This window comes from Acinetobacter sp. Marseille-Q1618 (assembly GCF_902809855.1).
In the GTDB taxonomy this organism is placed as follows: domain Bacteria; phylum Pseudomonadota; class Gammaproteobacteria; order Pseudomonadales; family Moraxellaceae; genus Acinetobacter.
In genome coordinates this window covers 866,036-883,220 of record NZ_CADDWJ010000001.1, presented here as the reverse complement: position 1 = coordinate 883,220, position 17,185 = coordinate 866,036, and the positions used below count along the sequence as shown (strand labels likewise).

24 protein-coding genes and 1 pseudogene are annotated in these 17,185 nt (G+C 37.8%); all 25 read left to right on the top strand.

The features are described from left to right. Nucleotides 1-23 precede the first annotated feature (23 nt). The 25 genes and pseudogenes from HUS24_RS04135 (at nucleotide 24) to HUS24_RS04015 (ending at nucleotide 17,162) form a co-directional block, all read left to right on the top strand. Nucleotides 24-800 carry a hypothetical protein gene (locus HUS24_RS04135; RefSeq protein ID WP_173911395.1) on the top strand — a complete coding sequence of 259 codons (777 nt, stop codon included), beginning with the start codon at nucleotides 24-26 and terminating at the stop codon, nucleotides 798-800. Further along, complete coding sequence (locus HUS24_RS04130) at nucleotides 793-996, top strand: hypothetical protein (protein WP_173910767.1); 204 nt, start codon at nucleotides 793-795, stop codon at nucleotides 994-996. The genes HUS24_RS04135 and HUS24_RS04130 overlap by 8 nt, the downstream gene beginning before the upstream one ends. A 6-nt stretch (nucleotides 997-1,002) precedes the next feature. Then, nucleotides 1,003-1,401, top strand: coding sequence for a hypothetical protein (locus HUS24_RS04125; RefSeq protein ID WP_173910766.1), 399 nt, complete (start codon nucleotides 1,003-1,005; stop codon nucleotides 1,399-1,401). Between the two features lie 5 nt (nucleotides 1,402-1,406). Next, nucleotides 1,407-1,943, top strand: a complete 537-nt coding sequence (locus HUS24_RS04120; protein ID WP_173910765.1) for a hypothetical protein — start codon at nucleotides 1,407-1,409, stop codon at nucleotides 1,941-1,943. A 196-nt stretch (nucleotides 1,944-2,139) separates the two neighbouring features. Next, nucleotides 2,140-2,946 (top strand): hypothetical protein, encoded by an 807-nt coding sequence (locus HUS24_RS04115; protein WP_173910764.1) that lies wholly within the window; start codon nucleotides 2,140-2,142, stop codon nucleotides 2,944-2,946. A gap of 775 nt (nucleotides 2,947-3,721) precedes the next feature. Beyond that, nucleotides 3,722-3,823, top strand: a pseudogene (locus tag HUS24_RS17010) (M23 family peptidase); the annotation flags it as partial. Nucleotides 3,824-4,754: 931 nt separating this feature from the next. Next, nucleotides 4,755-5,213 carry a hypothetical protein gene (locus HUS24_RS04105; RefSeq protein WP_173910762.1) on the top strand — a complete coding sequence of 153 codons (459 nt, stop codon included), beginning with the start codon at nucleotides 4,755-4,757 and terminating at the stop codon, nucleotides 5,211-5,213. Nucleotides 5,214-5,289: 76 nt separating this feature from the next. Next, a complete protein-coding gene (locus tag HUS24_RS04100) occupies nucleotides 5,290-6,207 on the top strand; it encodes a DUF4882 family protein (protein ID WP_173910761.1) in 918 nt (305 codons plus the stop codon). Nucleotides 6,208-6,261: 54 nt separating this feature from the next. Then, nucleotides 6,262-6,900, top strand: coding sequence for a putative metallopeptidase (locus HUS24_RS04095; protein ID WP_173910760.1), 639 nt, complete (start codon nucleotides 6,262-6,264; stop codon nucleotides 6,898-6,900). A gap of 56 nt (nucleotides 6,901-6,956) precedes the next feature. Further along, nucleotides 6,957-7,406, top strand: coding sequence for a DUF2280 domain-containing protein (locus HUS24_RS04090; RefSeq protein ID WP_173910759.1), 450 nt, complete (start codon nucleotides 6,957-6,959; stop codon nucleotides 7,404-7,406). After that, the gene (locus HUS24_RS04085) at nucleotides 7,372-8,733 is read left to right on the top strand and encodes a PBSX family phage terminase large subunit (RefSeq protein WP_173910758.1); all 1,362 of its coding nucleotides are present in this window, start codon (nucleotides 7,372-7,374) and stop codon (nucleotides 8,731-8,733) included. The genes HUS24_RS04090 and HUS24_RS04085 overlap by 35 nt, the downstream gene beginning before the upstream one ends. 8 nt (nucleotides 8,734-8,741) lie before the next feature. Beyond that, nucleotides 8,742-10,082, top strand: coding sequence for a DUF1073 domain-containing protein (locus tag HUS24_RS04080; protein ID WP_173910757.1), 1,341 nt, complete (start codon nucleotides 8,742-8,744; stop codon nucleotides 10,080-10,082). Continuing rightward, a complete protein-coding gene (locus tag HUS24_RS04075) occupies nucleotides 10,024-10,836 on the top strand; it encodes a phage minor head protein (RefSeq protein ID WP_173910756.1) in 813 nt (270 codons plus the stop codon). Before HUS24_RS04080 ends, HUS24_RS04075 begins: the two co-directional genes overlap by 59 nt. Nucleotides 10,837-10,886: 50 nt before the next feature. Further along, nucleotides 10,887-11,183, top strand: a complete 297-nt coding sequence (locus HUS24_RS04070; protein WP_173910755.1) for a hypothetical protein — start codon at nucleotides 10,887-10,889, stop codon at nucleotides 11,181-11,183. 53 nt (nucleotides 11,184-11,236) lie between these two features. Then, complete coding sequence (locus tag HUS24_RS04065; RefSeq protein ID WP_173910754.1) at nucleotides 11,237-12,439, top strand: DUF2213 domain-containing protein; 1,203 nt, start codon at nucleotides 11,237-11,239, stop codon at nucleotides 12,437-12,439. An 18-nt stretch (nucleotides 12,440-12,457) separates the two neighbouring features. Then, on the top strand, nucleotides 12,458-12,928 hold the full coding sequence (locus HUS24_RS04060; protein ID WP_173910753.1) for a hypothetical protein: 471 nt from the start codon (nucleotides 12,458-12,460) through the stop codon (nucleotides 12,926-12,928). Between the two features lie 3 nt (nucleotides 12,929-12,931). After that, on the top strand, nucleotides 12,932-13,912 hold the full coding sequence (locus HUS24_RS04055; RefSeq protein ID WP_173910752.1) for a major capsid family protein: 981 nt from the start codon (nucleotides 12,932-12,934) through the stop codon (nucleotides 13,910-13,912). A 13-nt stretch (nucleotides 13,913-13,925) separates the two neighbouring features. Next, entirely contained in the window at nucleotides 13,926-14,246 is a 321-nt protein-coding gene (locus HUS24_RS04050; protein WP_173910751.1) for a hypothetical protein, read from the top strand. A gap of 10 nt (nucleotides 14,247-14,256) precedes the next feature. Beyond that, nucleotides 14,257-14,640, top strand: a complete 384-nt coding sequence (locus HUS24_RS04045; RefSeq protein ID WP_173910750.1) for a DUF4054 domain-containing protein — start codon at nucleotides 14,257-14,259, stop codon at nucleotides 14,638-14,640. A 9-nt stretch (nucleotides 14,641-14,649) separates the two neighbouring features. Then, on the top strand, nucleotides 14,650-14,838 hold the full coding sequence (locus HUS24_RS04040) for a hypothetical protein (protein WP_173910749.1): 189 nt from the start codon (nucleotides 14,650-14,652) through the stop codon (nucleotides 14,836-14,838). Between the two features lie 7 nt (nucleotides 14,839-14,845). After that, complete coding sequence (locus tag HUS24_RS04035) at nucleotides 14,846-15,325, top strand: hypothetical protein (RefSeq protein WP_173910748.1); 480 nt, start codon at nucleotides 14,846-14,848, stop codon at nucleotides 15,323-15,325. Beyond that, a complete protein-coding gene (locus tag HUS24_RS04030) occupies nucleotides 15,318-15,758 on the top strand; it encodes a hypothetical protein (protein WP_173910747.1) in 441 nt (146 codons plus the stop codon). The genes HUS24_RS04035 and HUS24_RS04030 overlap by 8 nt, the downstream gene beginning before the upstream one ends. A gap of 64 nt (nucleotides 15,759-15,822) precedes the next feature. Further along, on the top strand, nucleotides 15,823-16,590 hold the full coding sequence (locus HUS24_RS04025) for a hypothetical protein (protein ID WP_173910746.1): 768 nt from the start codon (nucleotides 15,823-15,825) through the stop codon (nucleotides 16,588-16,590). Nucleotides 16,591-16,596: 6 nt separating this feature from the next. After that, nucleotides 16,597-16,911, top strand: a complete 315-nt coding sequence (locus tag HUS24_RS04020) for a hypothetical protein (RefSeq protein WP_173910745.1) — start codon at nucleotides 16,597-16,599, stop codon at nucleotides 16,909-16,911. 26 nt (nucleotides 16,912-16,937) lie between these two features. Further along, nucleotides 16,938-17,162, top strand: a complete 225-nt coding sequence (locus tag HUS24_RS04015; protein ID WP_254433827.1) for a hypothetical protein — start codon at nucleotides 16,938-16,940, stop codon at nucleotides 17,160-17,162. Nucleotides 17,163-17,185: the final 23 nt, after the last annotated feature.

Here is a 17,185-nt window from a genome sequence, read left to right as displayed (position 1 = left end):
TAATTTGCCAAAACGATATCAAAATGCTGATAGCAACGTTGAGAACGATTTACGCAACACAGTTCAATAAAAACTTTCCTGTAGATGGCAAAAATGCAATCCCGATGAATATCGTTGAACAGATTGCTTCAAACACATTGGCAGGCGTAATGCCACACCAGTTCCAGCGAGGTTTAGTTTTACTGAGTACGTCTGGTAAAACCTTCATGCCAAGCTTTGCCGAGTTCCGAACCATGTGTATTGGCCAAGATTGGTGGAATGCTGAAAAAGCATGGGTGAAAGCATGTGAGTACACCAAAATCATTGAGCATAAGGCTGTTGAAATTGAGAAAGATGTATTTCAGTTTCAGGAAATTACTACGATCGCAAAATTTGCTTTAGATCAAGTCAGTTTGTTGATTAACGATGGTGAAATGCATCGAGCGAAAGAAGAATTCGTAAAGCTGTATGGTGAATATCTAGCTGAAGCTCAATTGAAAGGGCGTGTTCAAGAGTGGTACCAAGAGCCAAAGCAATTGACTTGGGACAATGCTCAACAAAAGCGAGTAGAGCATGTCGCTGTTTCTAATGAAGAGGCTCAAAAGAATCTTAATGATTTAATGGCGAAGTGGAATTTGAAAAATAGAAAAATCCACAAACCCCGAGAATTAAAATCTAAGCCTAAGCCACTTAACATGCCAATTGTTAATGAATGGCCAGATCCGTTTGAACAACCCGATGAGTACTTAAAACAATGCCAGTTGGATGGTTGTGTGGTACCTGCAACGATTCGTAAGCAGTTGGGAGGTCGTCATGTTTGATTCGTTAAAAATAGGAGATCTTGTCAAACCTGACAAGGATGCTAAATCCCAAGCAGGTTGGAATCCACAAGGTGAGTTGAGAATAGTGTCCATTATTAAAGGACAGCGAACAGGGCAACTCATCATGAAAGCTTTAGATGAGCGTGGGTATTCATATACAGGGATGAATAGTTGTTTTGAAAAAGTTAGGAAATAATTCAAAGTGACCAACATTTCCATCGCAGAGTATAAAGCCAAATACGCAAAACCACGACGTAAATCTAAGCACCGTGTTTCAGTGAAAAAAGAACGTGTGATGAGCGAGGGCGAGGCTACGCTCGTTCAGCATTTAAAGTCGTACAACATCGAGTTTCAGGCAGAGTTTCAATTTAATCCAGAACGTAAGTGGAGGGCAGATTTTTATATTGTGGGTAGCAATGTTTTGATCGAGGTTGAAGGCGGTATCTGGAGTAATGGGAGGCATACACGAGGGAAAGGTTACATAGCAGACATGGAAAAATATAATTCAGCGCAAAAGTTGGGTTATTCAGTGTATCGGTATAGCACTGAGCAAGTGAAAAGCGGTAAGGCGATTGATGAGATTAGACGGTTGATTGGGTGATGGGTATGAATGCGGCGGTTACGATTATGCAAGCAACGGATTGGAAGAAGTTCAGTCTAGAGGAATGGTTATATCAGTTTGGTGCGTGGCAAAACTCTATAAAAGGAACATGCGGTAGATCTTTAAATCCAATTGCTCAAGCTATGGATCAGGCTGTTATAAAGCGTAAAAAAATGAAATTAGGTGTTAGAAAACAACGTCAAATTATTGCTGATGCAATGCTTAGTGATGCTGATCTTTTACCAAATAAGAAACAAACCCCGAAAGATATAGTTTGTGAAATTAATGACAATGAAGCTCGTGCTGTGCAACGCCTCATTTTTGATTTACGTGGTCAGTCTAGCGTGATGGATGGGTGGCTTGATGCGATTATAGATCGATATTTTTATTTTAATAGCTGGTCCGAAATGACTGAGTGGGAAATGCAATGGGTGGGTGATACAAGAAAAATGGTAAAGATATATTCTGAAATGGATGCAAGATTTGATGTGAAGTGTGGTTTAGCTACATTGCATTGTCGATATGGATTTATTGAATTTTAAAAAAAATTAATTATATTTGTAATCAAAAAATAGCATCAATTTAGGAAAAATCGGTGCTATTTAAAAATGAATCTTCCCAATTTTTACAACAAAACTCAATGATTAAATTGTATTAATTATGAAATATTCAATGATTGTTTATTCTTAATAAAAAAGTATATTTAGGTTCATGTATATGAATATTAGGAATATTTCAGTGAGTTTATTAAATTCAACGCAAGAATCATCATGCACTAAACAAGATTTGGAAAACTGGTTGGAAGAGGTTTCATCTTTTGAGGGGAAGTGTTGTTATGTAAATAAAAAAAGTATGTTGAGATCTAAATTAGTTTCAAAATTAAACCTTCTAAATTCAAAGGAAGTGGAATTAGTAAAGATCTTTGATGGAAACTTGTGGAAGCAAGATGGTAAAATTTGTGAAATACACCCAGAGGCTTTGAAGGAGCTACAAGATAAAATTTCGACCAATCTCTCATTTCATCGAATTAAAAATCATGAAAATACCAATCTTAAGAATGAGTTTTTAAATTTTGCGCTTAATCAATCTACACTACTTGCACTATTTATTTCAGCAATCATTTTTTCACGTGCGATATTTAAAATCTTTAACACAGTAATTGGTTTAGAGATTGGTTTAAGTTTATTGTATTTTTTAACTCTCTTTATCGTGATAAGTATTATAGATCAAAGCGGTAAATTTTTATGGCGTACAATTGGTGGAGTAGTGGTGATACTTCATCTCGTTGTTTATCTTTTAAATTTTCCTTATAGTGCATCAAACGAATACATTGGCATTCTTGATATAGTTAAAATAGGTTTATTCTTTTTCTTTAATATGATTTTATTAGGTACTGCATTGTTTTCAAGTTTGTTCAGTATAAGCAAGTTTGCTGATAATAAGGAAAATTACTCAAAAACTGTTTATATGATTTTAGCTTTCTTTATATATGCATTTTTCATAGTGGTATTTATTCAAGGTATTAGTACGATAACCCTAAGTTAAAAATAAGCATGCATATATAATTCTTTGTATTTGAGAATTTTTAAAGCCTAACGATCGTAATTGAAAAATATTATAAAAATTTAAACCGTTTAAAGCTCGAAAAAATGTGGGCTTTAAATAGATTTAAAAACTTTTAAAGTCGTTAATGGAATAAAAAGTCTCATTCAAATTATTGACCTTGTACAAGGGATATGGCATATTTCAGCTATAGTGGACGAAGTTATGGTAATCCACACAATTTTAGAGTTTATATACCCGCCTCCTAAGGTGGGTATTTTTTTATATTAGAAACCTATATATGGTTATAAAAAAAATTTATTGTTATATATATTGAATAATTAAAAGAAAAATTGTATAAAAAAAGAACAAAATGATAAAGGAAAATAATATGATTCCTAGATATTTAAACTATGTGTTCTTTTTTATGCTGTTTGTATTACTAACTACTTTAATTTATTTGATTAGAATATTTCGTTTGGGTTAGAGAGATTTCTATAGCAAAGAAGCTCATCAAAAGGTGGGCTTTTTTGTTGTCTAATGATAATTATTCTTATATTTGTGAATAGGGATAGTTGGACTTTATATAAGGCTAATTGTTCTAAGTATAAAATTTCAGTATAAAATTTAATGTAATAATTTAGAATAGCATTATAAATTATTTGTTATAAAGTTATAATATTTATCAAAAATTGAATTTAAGCGTGTTGGGCTATATGTACTTCTGATCACTAAATTAAGTTTAGTGGGTCAATATGGTCATTCGGATTTAGTGCAGTTAGATTCTAGCTATAACTCAGCACCTGACAGGCTTGAACAATTGAGTAAAACATTATCAAACTCTAGTTATACACACCCAGATGATATGGAAATACCTAGTTCTGTAGTATTTCAACCTAAATTAAAAGAAAGAAATGAAGAAGAATTGGTTTACCAAAGAGTATTTCCAGAAGACTTTAAAAAATTAAAACTTAAACCATTATTTAAGGATTCAGAAGTCAGCTATTCGTTAAAGCATAAAAATTATTCTGAAACGAAGTATTTTTCTAATAATGTTATGATGATCTATGATCTAGAAACTAAGGTAGCTACGATCGTAGATATGGACAATGATCATCCTGTTAAAAATGGCTGGTTAGTAGCCTGTAAACAAGATCATATAACTGATGAGAAGTCATGTTTTATTTCAAAATTTGATTTAATGGTTTTGAAGACATCAAAGCATGGTATGGGATTGTCAGTTACAAAAGAGCCTGAAAAGTTAAGTTTTGCCAAACACCATTATATACGGATTGACAAAAATCCACCTTTTAAAACAAACAGTGTCTTTTGGGGGCAAACTGCGCTAAATATCATTCATCAAATGCAAAAGGGGAATATGGCTTATACTAGATTCTATGATTGGAGTGACTCTTATGAGGAAAGCATTTCTTTATATGGGTTCTCGGCAGCATATCAGGTCATGAATATTATGTATGCCCGATAAGTCCTTAAAAACTTTAAATGGAAATTTTATATTTTGCCCTGCTATATTTTGAAAGAGTGTTGAAAATGTGGATCTGTTAAGAATATCGAATATAGCGGTAAATAATTGCCAGTAAAGAAGCAATGATTAAGTATAAAACGTATTGGCCGATTCCTTCAGATGCATTGTTTTTAAAATATAGAGATAAGACAACTACAACAATGAATAGGATGAATTCTTGCATGTGGTTCATTATTTAAAACATACTTTAAATACTATTCAATAATATTTAAACAAGCAAGAGTCAATATGTTGAATTCAAAATCCTTGTTATTGAACAAAAATTATGGACATATCTCAATACACCAAACTCACCCAAAAATCAGAAATAAAAAGAAAATCTAAAACTCGCCCACTACCCAAAGCTAAAGATGCATACATAGAAGCTGAAGAGAAATTTGAACACGCATTGAATGTATTTGAAATTAAATATCAAAAGAAATTTCAGATTAAATCTACTAAGCATTGGCGTTTTGATTTTCTATTAATTGAGCATAGGATTTTAGTTGAAATTTCAGGTGGTCCTTGGTCAGGTGGTCGTAAAGGTAAACTTGCAAATAAAGCATGGAGTGTGGATCGTTACGATGTAGCTGCTGAATTGGGTTACACCGTTGTACGAATTGAGTTAGTGCCGAGATATAAAATTCAAGAAGATGGACCATTGCAGGTTGAAGCTAATTTTTCTAGTCAGTGGCTTCAGAATTTGAAGAGGCATGTTTTAAATGAAAATCTCAACTCTGAATGATTTTTACTTGAACGTAACAATGTAAATTTTAATTTTATCGTAAAGTAAAACTTCATAATAAAATTGAGATGAAATAATGAAAAAAATTATCTTAGGTCTAAGTATTGGATTGGCAAGTGTAACTGCTTGGAGTGCTTGTACTTACAATTTTGACGCAACGCAAGCTCAACTTAATATTCTTTATGGTGGAGCACCAAATGGAACTCTATACCCTAATGTTACTGGACAGAAGTTTGGGTTTAATTTACTGGCAGGATTACCAGTGGGGGCTAGTGGAGCATATAGGGTACATGCGGCAGCTAGTAAAGCATACTTAGATAAAGCTATTGCAGCCCAAAGCACACAAAATGCAACTTTGAATAGATCTTTAATTACAAATAAGCTGAGTAATCAGACTAAAAATCTAAGTTTAAGAAGTTTAAATCAAGCAGTGAGTCAACAAGTTGAGGCGGGAGATAAACCAATTTCTCAAACAGGAATTATTGCTTATGAATTTAATTTTAAAGTTCCCGATAATTTAACTCCAGATGGTCAAGTAATACATTTCCCTATTGGAATTGGTGGTGACACTGTAAATGGAAATGGATATGCAATAGCTATATTTTATGGAAATCAATATTCAACAGAAGCATCTAGCTCAACAAATGGTTTTGCCGCAGTTATTGGGTCTATGAATCTAGCTACTGGAACACAGGATCAAAAGGAGATAGCACTTTTCAATGTGACTAATCCTGCACAAATTCAAAAAGTCGGTATTTACTTTAATCAGTCTTCAAATCAAATAGGAATAATTTCGAATGGTCAAAACTTAGGTTACGTTTATACTTTACCAGGAAGAGCAAAAAATGTTGCATTTAGTCTAGCGAGTGCCTATCGAGATATTCAGCCAACAGATTTAAATAAAGAGGTTTCTATTGAGTTAGTGACGGATAGCAGTAAAATAACAGGTCAGTACCCAACAGGTACAACAGATATCTGTGGAGTAGCTCTTTAGTTTTAAAGTTTCAATAAGACCACTCATTAGGGTGGTTTTTTTTATAGGTGAAATATGGAACAAAACAGACCATTTCCACCGACCGAGTTGATTGACCAAGCCGAGGAAGAAGAAACAATTCGCTTGGCACCTGCACCAGATCTAAAAGATTGGGTGGTTAAAAACTTTCTTACCATTGGTGGCGCGTTACATAATCCTGACCATGATCATATTGCAGAACTACTTCACGACAATGACGAGTTCTTGGCATTTGCTTGGGCATCATCTGCGGCTCAATCTAAAAAACGTATGGTATTGGGTCAATGTGAAAAGGTGATGTTTAATGTTGGCGGTTGGAAGAAAGCACGACAAGAACAACAGATGCGGGACTGGTTTGGATTTGTACCCACTTATTTGATTACGATCGATGCGAGTTATTGTGAAAAGAGCAATGACCGTAACTTTTGTGCGTTACTGGATCATGAGCTTTATCACATCGGTGTAGAACGTGATGAAGATGGTGAAATACTGTATAGCGATATGACAGGTTTACCTAAACATTATTTAGCAGGTCATGACGTTGAAGAGTTCTTTGGTGTGGTTAGGCGTTGGGGAGCGAATGAGTCAGTTAAGCGTTTGGTCGAAATCACAAAGAATGCGCCTTTTGTTCCCGATGTTGATATTTCCAAGTGTTGTGGGACGTGTGTGGTTTGAGCCTTAGGGCTTTTTTTTGGCTATTTTGTTAGACGTAGTTAGACAAGAGGTGGGTGATGGCAGCCTTAAAAGAGCCTGTAAAAATTTTTATAATTCAGTCTCTTGCATGCCGTGATACCCCTCAAGAAGTTGCTGATCAGGTCTTACAAGAGTTTGGGGTAACAATCGATCGAAAACAGTGTCAGTCATACGATCCAACCAAAGTTGCTGGGAAAAACTTAAGTAAAAAATTCAAAGACCTTTTTGAAGAAACGCGCAAGAAGTTTGATGAGGGATTAATTGATATTCCGATCGCCATTAAGCATTACCGTATGAAGCAATATGACAAATTACTGAATAAAACTAAGAACACGGTGATGGCTCTAAAAATCATGGAACAAGCTGCCAAAGACAGTGGTGGTCAGTTCACTAATAAAACTGAAAGTTCAATCAAAAATGAGACTTCATATCCATCTGGGTTAGGGCACTTCTATGGGCGATCAAGCAACGCTAAATCCGATACTTGAAGATTTTTGGTTAGAACCTGCACGTAATAAAGTTTTATACGGTGGTCGTTTTAGTTCCAAGTCTTGGGATGCAGCAGGATTCTCTATTTTTCTTGCTGATAACTACAAGCTTCGTATTTTATGTGCACGGCAATTCCAGAACAAAATTGAAGAGTCGGTGTATTCATTACTCAAGGTGCAAATAGAGCGCTTTGGTTTAAAGGATCGCTTTCGAGTTCTAAACAATAAGATAGAGAATATTTACACAGGTTCAGAATTCTTATTTTATGGTTTGTGGCGAAACATTGACGAAATCAAGTCGCTTGAGGGTGTTGATATTTGTTGGCTTGAAGAAGCGCATAACGTTTCGAAAGAACAGTGGGAAATATTAGAACCAACTATTCGTAAAGAGCATTCTCAGTTCTGGATTATCTTTAATCCGAAGCTGACCACAGATTTTGTATATCGCCGTTTTGTGACTAGTCCACCACCCAATACAGTGGTACGAAAGATCAACTATCCTGATAATCCTTTCTTATCTAAGACGGCTTTGGCTGTAGCGGCTGCAGCAAAGGCAGAAGATGAGGAAAATTACAATCATATCTATTTAGGGCAACCGAAAGAGGATGATGATTCAGTCATTATTAAACGTTCATGGATTCTTGCGGCGGTCGATGCACATTTGGAACTCGATTTTATCGGTTTAGGTACCAAGCGCGTTGGATTTGACGTTGCAGATGATGGTGATGATAAATGTGCGAACGCGTTGGCACATGGATCTATCTTGCATGATACAGATGAGTGGAAAGGGCAAGAAGATGAGTTACTGAAAAGTTGTACTCGAACGTATTCACTTGCTGAGAAATATCAGGCACGGATTATTTATGACTCGATTGGTGTGGGTGCATCTTCAGGTGCTAAGTTTAAAGAACTGAATGAGCAACGCCGTTTATTTATTAAATACATCAAGTTCAATGCTTCTGATGCTGTGCATGCACCTGATGCGATTTATGATGGTACCCAAACCAAAAATAAAGATATGTTCTATAACTTGAAGGCACAGTCTTGGTGGCTTTTGGCAGATCGTTTTCGCAATACTTACAACGCTATCACCAAAGGTCATAAATACCCCATTGATAAGTTGATTAGTATTTCAGGTGATTGTTCAAATTTAGATAAGTTGATAGATGAATTGTCAGCACCTAGACGACAGTTTGCTGATGATGGGCGTGTCAAAGTTGAAAGTAAAAAGGATCTAGCAAAACGCGGCATACCTAGCCCCAACATTGCTGATGCTGTGGTGATGTCATTTGCACCGACAGCAAATGCATCTTCAGTATTCGATTAGGAAAAATTATGGCTGAAAATATCAAGCCCGATGCAATTGGCGATGCAGGGGCATATAGCAACTTTGCCTCCAATATTGGTACTGCACGAGATAAAGCATCACATGGGCAATTTGTACGCCGTGATATTCCGGATGACCAACTCGAAGCGGTTTACCAGAATTGGTTAGCGAAACGTATTGTCAATCGTCCCGCATCAGACATGCTTCGAGCAGGTTGGTTCTTTGAAAATATTCAAGGGAGTAATCTAAAAAAACTCGAAGAAGCATGTAAGCATTACCAGTTAAATCAGGTGTTGCTATCAAGTTTGATTCTGTCACGTCTATATGGAAAGGTTTATGTGTTGATTGGATCTGCAGATGGTCAAAACCTAGATCAGCCTTTTATTCTAAATAAACTCGGTGTGGGACGTTTAGAATTTTTCACAGTGATTAAGAAAAAGTACTTAACGGAAGATACTCGTAGTTATTTACCACCCTCAGCGTGTTGTGGATTACTCAAACAGCCTGAATTTTATAAGTTACGTTTTAATGATGGCACACCTGAAAAGCGTATTCACCATAGTCGTCTAATTAAGATTTGCCATGCTGATGTGGTGAGTGAAGAACCTCAGAGCATTTTGCAGGAGGTCTATGAAGACTTGTTAGATCATGCCAGTGTAAAGCGTAGTACAGCGAGTTTGGTACATGAATCCAAAATCGACATTATTCGCACACCGAGTTTGGTTGAAAAAATTAAAGAAGATATGAAGTCTGTTGTCGATCGCTTTATGAGTGTGGGATTTCTAAAAAGTCTAAATGGCATGATGGTTTTAGATAAGGATGAGGAATATGACTCTAAGACTTACACCTTTGGTGGTTTACCTGATTTGATGCACGAGTTCTCCATTCAAACTGCAGGTGCTGCCGATATTCCCTATACCATTTTATTTGGTCAATCTCCTGCAGGGATGAATGCTACTGGTGAACATGATACCCGTAATTATTATGATTCGATTGCTACTAAACAGGAATGGATGTTGAAACCCATTCTAATGAAGTTTTTAGCATTAATTTGCCAATCTACATTCGGTAAGCAGTTCCCCGATTTAAATGTAGTGTTTAATCCGTTGTGGCAGCTTGATGCCAAGATTCGCTCAGAAGTGGAAAAGGCAAATGCGGAACGCGATGAAAAGTATTTGAATATGGGCATTATCACTGAGCCACAGATTGCACGGCAATTACAGATTGATGGTGTTTATTCTGTGATTGATGATCAGCACATTAAAGAATTGGAACTTATGGTGGATACAGATGACAGCGAAGATCATTCAACTGTTAAAACCCCAACTATTACAGATCCAGAAGAGTAAGAAAGGGCGTAAACCTAAGCTTAAGCCTATTAAAGCCAATCGTAAAACTGAGCTGTATTACACTCGCCAATTACTTGCCATAGCGCGTTATTGCCAAGATCAAACCAAGGATATGGTTTTGCCGACTGTAGGTGAAAACATTGGTGATAGTTGGTTGGGTGATATGTTTGGTAAGTTGCGTACTCGATTTGACAATTATATTGCTGAGGTATCAAAGCCCTTAGCAACCAAGATTGTCATTGATGTTATGCAGGAGGTGGATCGTCAGATTGCTAATCATACTAAATCTGTGATTGGACTGGATCTGACACCGTTATATCAAGCTTCTGATATTCAAAGTACGGTTGATTATAATATTGATGCAAATGTAGCATTGATTAAGTCTATTCCACAGCAATACGCTCAGAAGTTGGAAGCTTTGGTTTTAAATGCCTTACAGACAGGACAGACCAATGCAGAACTCGCTAAAGAAATTCATAAACTCGGTCAAAGTACAGAGTCTAGAGCGCGTTTAATTGCTGCGGATCAGATGGGGAAGATCAATTCGAATATTAATAAACAACGTCAGTTGGATTTGGGCGTTGAGTCTTATACATGGCAGACCGCCAAAGATGAGCGAGTTCGAACAGATCATCGACATAAGCAAGGTAAAACTTTTCGATGGGATGAACCGCCAAGTGGTGGACATCCTGGTGAGCCTATTCGCTGTCGTTGTGTGGCGTTGCCGAATTATGATGATATTTTGGTTGAATAAATTAAAAAATATGTTCAAATTATTAATGCTGATAATTATAGGGGGTGAACATGACTTTGTATTCTAATGACCTAGTTTTGGAAAATTTTGAAGGTGTAGAAGTTAAAATAGATGTAACAGAGTTGAAGGGTTTTAAGTTTGGTAAAGAACTACCAACAAGTGATTTTATGGTCTCAGGTTCCATGTATGGATATGTTGAAATTGAAACTAAGGATGGAAAGAAAACAAAATATCCAAGGAATGGCAAAAATGATTCAGAGATGCTAGATCACATACTTACTTTTTTTAAATTTGTGCATAAGGATACAAATCTAGCAAGCAGTATTTTTGATATTTCAATACCTTAGAATTTATATTAACAAAACCCACCACACGGTGGGTTTTTTATTGAGCAAAATTTATGAAAACTCTATATCAACTCAAAATTGGTGATTTTGCACCAAGTGAATCGTCACGTTCATTTACCAAAGAAGGGTATTTGAAGTGTGTCAACGTTCGCTTAGCCAAAGCACCACAAGTACGGCAGTACTACGCCTATGAATTCCCTTCATTAGAGGGATTCACTGCTGATCAAATCATTAACGTCTATACACCTGCAGACGAACTCTTTAAGCCTGAGTCGGTAGCGAGTTTTTCAGGTGTAGATGCTACGGACTATCACCCACCCAAGAATGAGATTAATGCTTCCAACTGGAAGGATTATCACATTGGCTATTGTGAGAACGTTCGCCAAGAAGGTGATTATCTGGTGGGTGATTTGCTTATTAAGGACAAGATCAGTATCGATCTCATTCAAAGTAATGAGCGTATTGAAATGTCACTCGGCTATGCGGCACTCCTTGTTTTAGAAAATGGTAATGCACCTGATGGTACGCCGTACCAAGCAAAGTTTATTAATTTTATTGGCAATCATGTGGCACTGGTGAAATACGGTCGCTGTGGTGGTGATTGTCGGATCGGTGACCAAAACCCAACTCCACAAGAGGAAAACTTCATGGAAGTTATTGTAAATGGTATGCGTTTTGACATTGGTGATAACAAACCATTGGCAGATGCTTTGAAAATCCAACAAACCCAAATTGAGAATTTAAAAGCCGCAAAACTTAAAGTCGGTGATAAGCAATTTTCAATTGGTGATGAAATGGCGGCAGTTCAGGCAGTTGTAGATACATTACAAACTGAAAACACGCAGTTAAAACAGCAAGTTGGTGATTTAGAAAAAAATCAAATGACCCCTGAAAAGTTAGAACACGCTGCAGTAGAACGTGCAACAGTGATTGCTGATGCTAAAGCACTTGTACCCAACGTTAAAACTGAAGGTTGTACCTGTGAGCAGATTAAGCGTGATGTGATTAGCGCCAAAGCAGGTGACACGCTTGTGACTGCTGTATTGGGTGGTGTGTCGGTAGGTGATGCCAAGCCTGACCAGATTGATACTGTATTTCGTGCCTTATCTGCGGTGAAAGGTGTAGCGCCTACCAACTCGGTCAATACAGCATTGAATCAGTTCCAGCATCAACCCACCAATGTTGGGGATCAAAATCCTGATACCAATCAACAAAAGCCAAGCAGCAAGCAAGATGCTTGGAAACAATCATTTTAATTTATAGGGGAATTAAGCATGTCTTTAACACCTCAAGCAATTCCAGGTATGCGCGCGCGTTTGCACATGCCTGAAGAAATTTTATCGTTACCTGTTTCGGGTAGTACTGTACTCAGTGATGGTGATGTGGTGGTGCAATCTACAGATGGTAAAACTGTATCGGCTGTAGTAGGTGCGACCAATACTAAATTTGGTGTGGTGGTATTTCAGCATATTGGCAAGTCGGGAAAAAATGCGAAAGGTCTTGAAGCTTATCAGGTTAAAGACTGCGCACCGATCATGCAGATTGGTTCTGTATGGGTAAAACCCACTGCGCCTGTTACAGATATTAATGCCAAGGTTTATGTACGTACTGCCAATGCAACAGTAGATGCGCCTTTAGGATCTCTTTCATCGGCTGCTTTGGATTCAACTGAATTACCGAATGCAGCATGGGAAACCATCACGGGTGCAGATGGTATGGCAATTCTTCGTTTACGTGGAGCGTAATACATGTCTAAACAATTAGAACAAATGAAAATCCGCTTAACTGCGGTGGCACATGGGGTGCAAGCAGCAGTCGGTGATGCCTTTAACTTAGATACATTTGCCAAGTTACTCATCAAGCTTGAATCGGTTGATGAAATGTCACCACAACTTGCAGAAGCACAAGCTTATGCAAAATACCTACCGCTTGAGTCACTGACGGGTGCGGTAGTAGGCTCGGCAAGTGTATTACAGCGTAAACGTGGTGTAGGTCGTGGTAAACGTCATTCGGGTTTAGGTAATGATGTACCATTGGCTGAAGTGTTATATGACGAAGTAAAGCTGACTGTCCAAGTTGGTGTGATTGGTTATGAAACTACGATCTTTGAAACTGCAGCAGCATTACGTGCAGGCATTTCATTGGCGACAGATAAAATCACGGCAGCGCGTTTGGCATATGAAAACCATATGAGTGATGTGGCTTGGTTTGGTGAGTCTGATACAGGTTTACTGGGTTTCTATAATCAAACAGGTGTGGAAGTGATTGCATCTACTGTGGATTATGCAGCAGCGACCATTGAAGCGGTTTTAGCGGATATTAACAAAGCCATCAAAGGTGCAACCAACGCATCGAAGTTTGATGCCAGTGTGCAGCCTGATACCTTTGTGATGCCTGAAAATAAGTTCACAATTTTAGCAAGTCGTATCGTTCCTGATTCTGCAGGTAAAACTTTCCTTGAATATATTAAGGAAAAGAACACCTTTGCAATGCAGGGTAAAACAATGACCTTTACTTCAGAAAGTTACTTGGAAGGTAAAGGTGTAGGGGGTACAGACCGCAGTATTATTTATCGCCGTGATCCAAACTGTATTACTTTCCGTTGTAATGATCTTGAGTTCTTGGCAGCACAGCCAATCAATTATGCAATTCGCACACCAGGGCATTATATGTATGAAGGTGTGTATCTAAAGCGCGTTGATTCATTACGTTACTACGATGTGGAATAAGGAAAAATAAACCATGGCGAAAATTACATACAGCGGCTTACAAGCCGCTTTTTCTTTTGATGGGATTCAGATCGGCAAAGGTCAAACCATTGAGCTGACTGGTGCTGAGTTGACCAAGTTGCAAAAGGGAAAAGTCTTTAAGGCTTTGCTTGAGTTGGGTGATCTGTCAGTGGATGATACGCAGGACGGTAAAGCTACAAGTCGTAAAGGTACAAGTAAGTCAGACCCTGAACTCGACAAAGTACGTACCGAGTTAAAAGCTTTGGATGTGAGCTATGCAGATGATGAAACATTAGAGCAGCTGCAAGCCAAACTCGCACAAGCCAAAGAATAATGGGTGATGCATGGACTTACAGACTTTCCGAGAAAGATTTAAATCAGATTCTCAGCTCTACAATGCAAGTGAATCAGAAATCCAAGATGCTTTGGAAGAAGCGGAACTTGTGGTATCGGTCGTGGAATTTGGACAGTTAAAAGAACGGGCTGTAGGTCTTTATGCAGCACATATTTTAAAAGTTCAAAAAGCCAATCCAAATGGTACCGCCATTTCAAATGCAAGCAATATGTCGATTGCAGGACAAAGCGTTGGTTTTTCGCGTTCTGCAAAAGAAACGTTCTACGACCAAAGCATTTATGGCCAACGCTATTTGGCATTAAAAAACTCTATTCCAATCGATGATAAAGGCACTAACCCTAACAATCTGCGTGTTGGTGCTTTTGTTATTTAGGAGAAAATCATGTTATTTAAATATCAAGCGCCTGATTCATATAAATCCACATGCATTGTGATTGCTGGTCAGACCTACCCAGTAAAAAGCGGTGTAGTTGAAGCTAAAGAAGATATTTACTTTGCGCTACAACCAATGGGTTTTACTCGTTATGTTGAAGAGCCTAAAGTAACCGCAGTTGTCACCACCAAAAGCTAGGTGATCTATGGTTGATTCGGTTGATGTACAAATTCATTTAAATGATGAAAACAATCAGATAAAAACTGAGATCCGCAAGACCATCACAGCATTAACCTTAAAACTACAGCGAACCATTCAAGAAGATATGCTGAGCGGGCAACGATTAAATGTCCAATCGGGTCGTTTACGTGGTTCATTGGCTTCACGTATTACTGAGTCAGCAGAAATGTTTGAAGGAATTGTGTCGGCTGGCGGTGCGTATGTGAAATATGTTTTTATCCACGAGTTCGGCTTAGCTGCAGCACTGAGTATCAAAAGTCATTTACGCCGTATTAAACAAGCGTTTGGTAAACCTATTACACCAAAGGATGTATTAGTGAAAGCGCACAGTCGAACAATTAAATTTGATGAACGTCGTTTTATGCGAGATTCGTTAGATGAGATCGGTAAAATTGTGCCAAAGAATATTGAAAAAGCGATTGAGCGAGGATTGAAAAATGAATAGTGAAGCTATTTACCAAGCTTTGTTTGATCAGCTTGCCAATATCAATGGCATGGTTACAGTCAGCCGTAGATTACGTCATTTTAATCATGTGGCTAATGAGCAACGTCCTGCGTTATTTATTACTCAGGGCAATCAGGATGAAAATGCAGTTAAAGGTTTAAATGCCAAGATTGAACTCGCTGCAGAAGTTTATTTGTATATCTATGAAGCTGATTCTGAAAAAGCGATAGGTTCGCAGATCAATCATTACCTGGATGCTATTCGAGAAGCGATTAAGCCTGAATATCCTGAAATGTGTGAATACCAAACCTTAGGCGGTTTAGTTGAGCATTGCTGGATCGATGGCACGATTGAAGTTTTTGAAGGTGTTGAGGGGATGATTGATGGACAAGGAATTGCAATTATCCCGATTCGAATTTTAACCACCAACTAATGATTTAATTTACATTATGACCACCTCTTAAGGTGGTTTTTTCATTTTATAGAGGTCTAAATCAATGTCTCAATATTTATTTGGCGCAGGTAAGTTATTTGCCACACCAATTTTAGATGTATATGGACAACCGATTGCTAATCCCACACCTGTTGAGATTGGTGTTATGCAGTCAGTGTCGGTCGATATTTCTTATGACTTAAAAGAGTTGTTTGGTCGTGGACAGTTTGCAGTAGATGCTGCACGAGGTAAAGGTTCAATTAAATGTAAAGCTACTGTCGGTCGCATCAGTGGTGCATTACTCAACTCGATTTTCTTTGGTGGGGTTGTTGCTGAAGGTGGGATGGACGTTGTTACCCAAACCATAAATGGTGAAAAAATTCTCACAGGTGGAACATTAACACCTGTTGTACCAAACGCAGGTACATTTGTGAAAGACTTGGGTGTAACCGATGCTAAGGCAATTCCATTGAAGCGTGTTGCATCTGCACCAGCAACAAGTCAATACAGTGTAGATGAAGCTACAGGCGCTTATACTTTTGCTGTGGCAGATGTCGGTAAGGTAGTATTTATCAGTTTTAAATATTCAGCGACCATCGCAGGTGCTAAGTCAGGTTTAGTCAATAACCTGGATATGGGTTATACCCCTGAATTCTCAGTTAACTTACAGCGTGAATATAAAGGTAAATTCATGGGCATGGAGTTCTTCCGTTGTACTAGTAATAAACTCGGCTTTAGTTCAAAACAAGATGATTACGATCTGCCAGAGTTTGAGTTTCAGCCCATGGCAGATGATCTTAACCGCGTCTTTCGCTGGAATACTTCGGAGTAATTATTCATGTTATTTAATCAAGTTGAAAACCCACGTGGTACGACTGTTGTCATTGATGGCCAGTCTTTTGTTTTTGCGCCGTTATCTTTGGGAGCAGTTGAAAAACTTTTACCTGCACTGCAAGAATTTAAGCCCCATGATGTAGGGCTTGTGATTGATGTTGCACATAAATCATTGAAGCGTAATTATCCTGATATCAGCCGTGATGATGTTTCAGATATGATTTATATGGACCAACTCGAAGAAGTGATGGGCGCAGTCATGTCAGTTTCAGGTTTGAAAAATAAACAAGATTCAAACGGCGGTGAGTCGGGGGAATAAACTGGGAGGAAATTTATACTCACTTGGTGCTCACCACAGGTAAGGATTATGACTATGTGCGTGATCAAATGGATCTGCCAAGATTATATGCACTCAATGAGTATCACCTTAAATTTCCTCCCGCTGATATTGGTGTACAGCGACTTTGTCGTATTTTAGAGGCATTTATGGGAATTGAAGAAAATCAACAACAGGAAGAATCCGAAGAAGATGATTTGGAAGAGATGTTAAGCGCATTCCCACAGGGGTGACTTCGGTTGCCCTGATTGATTTT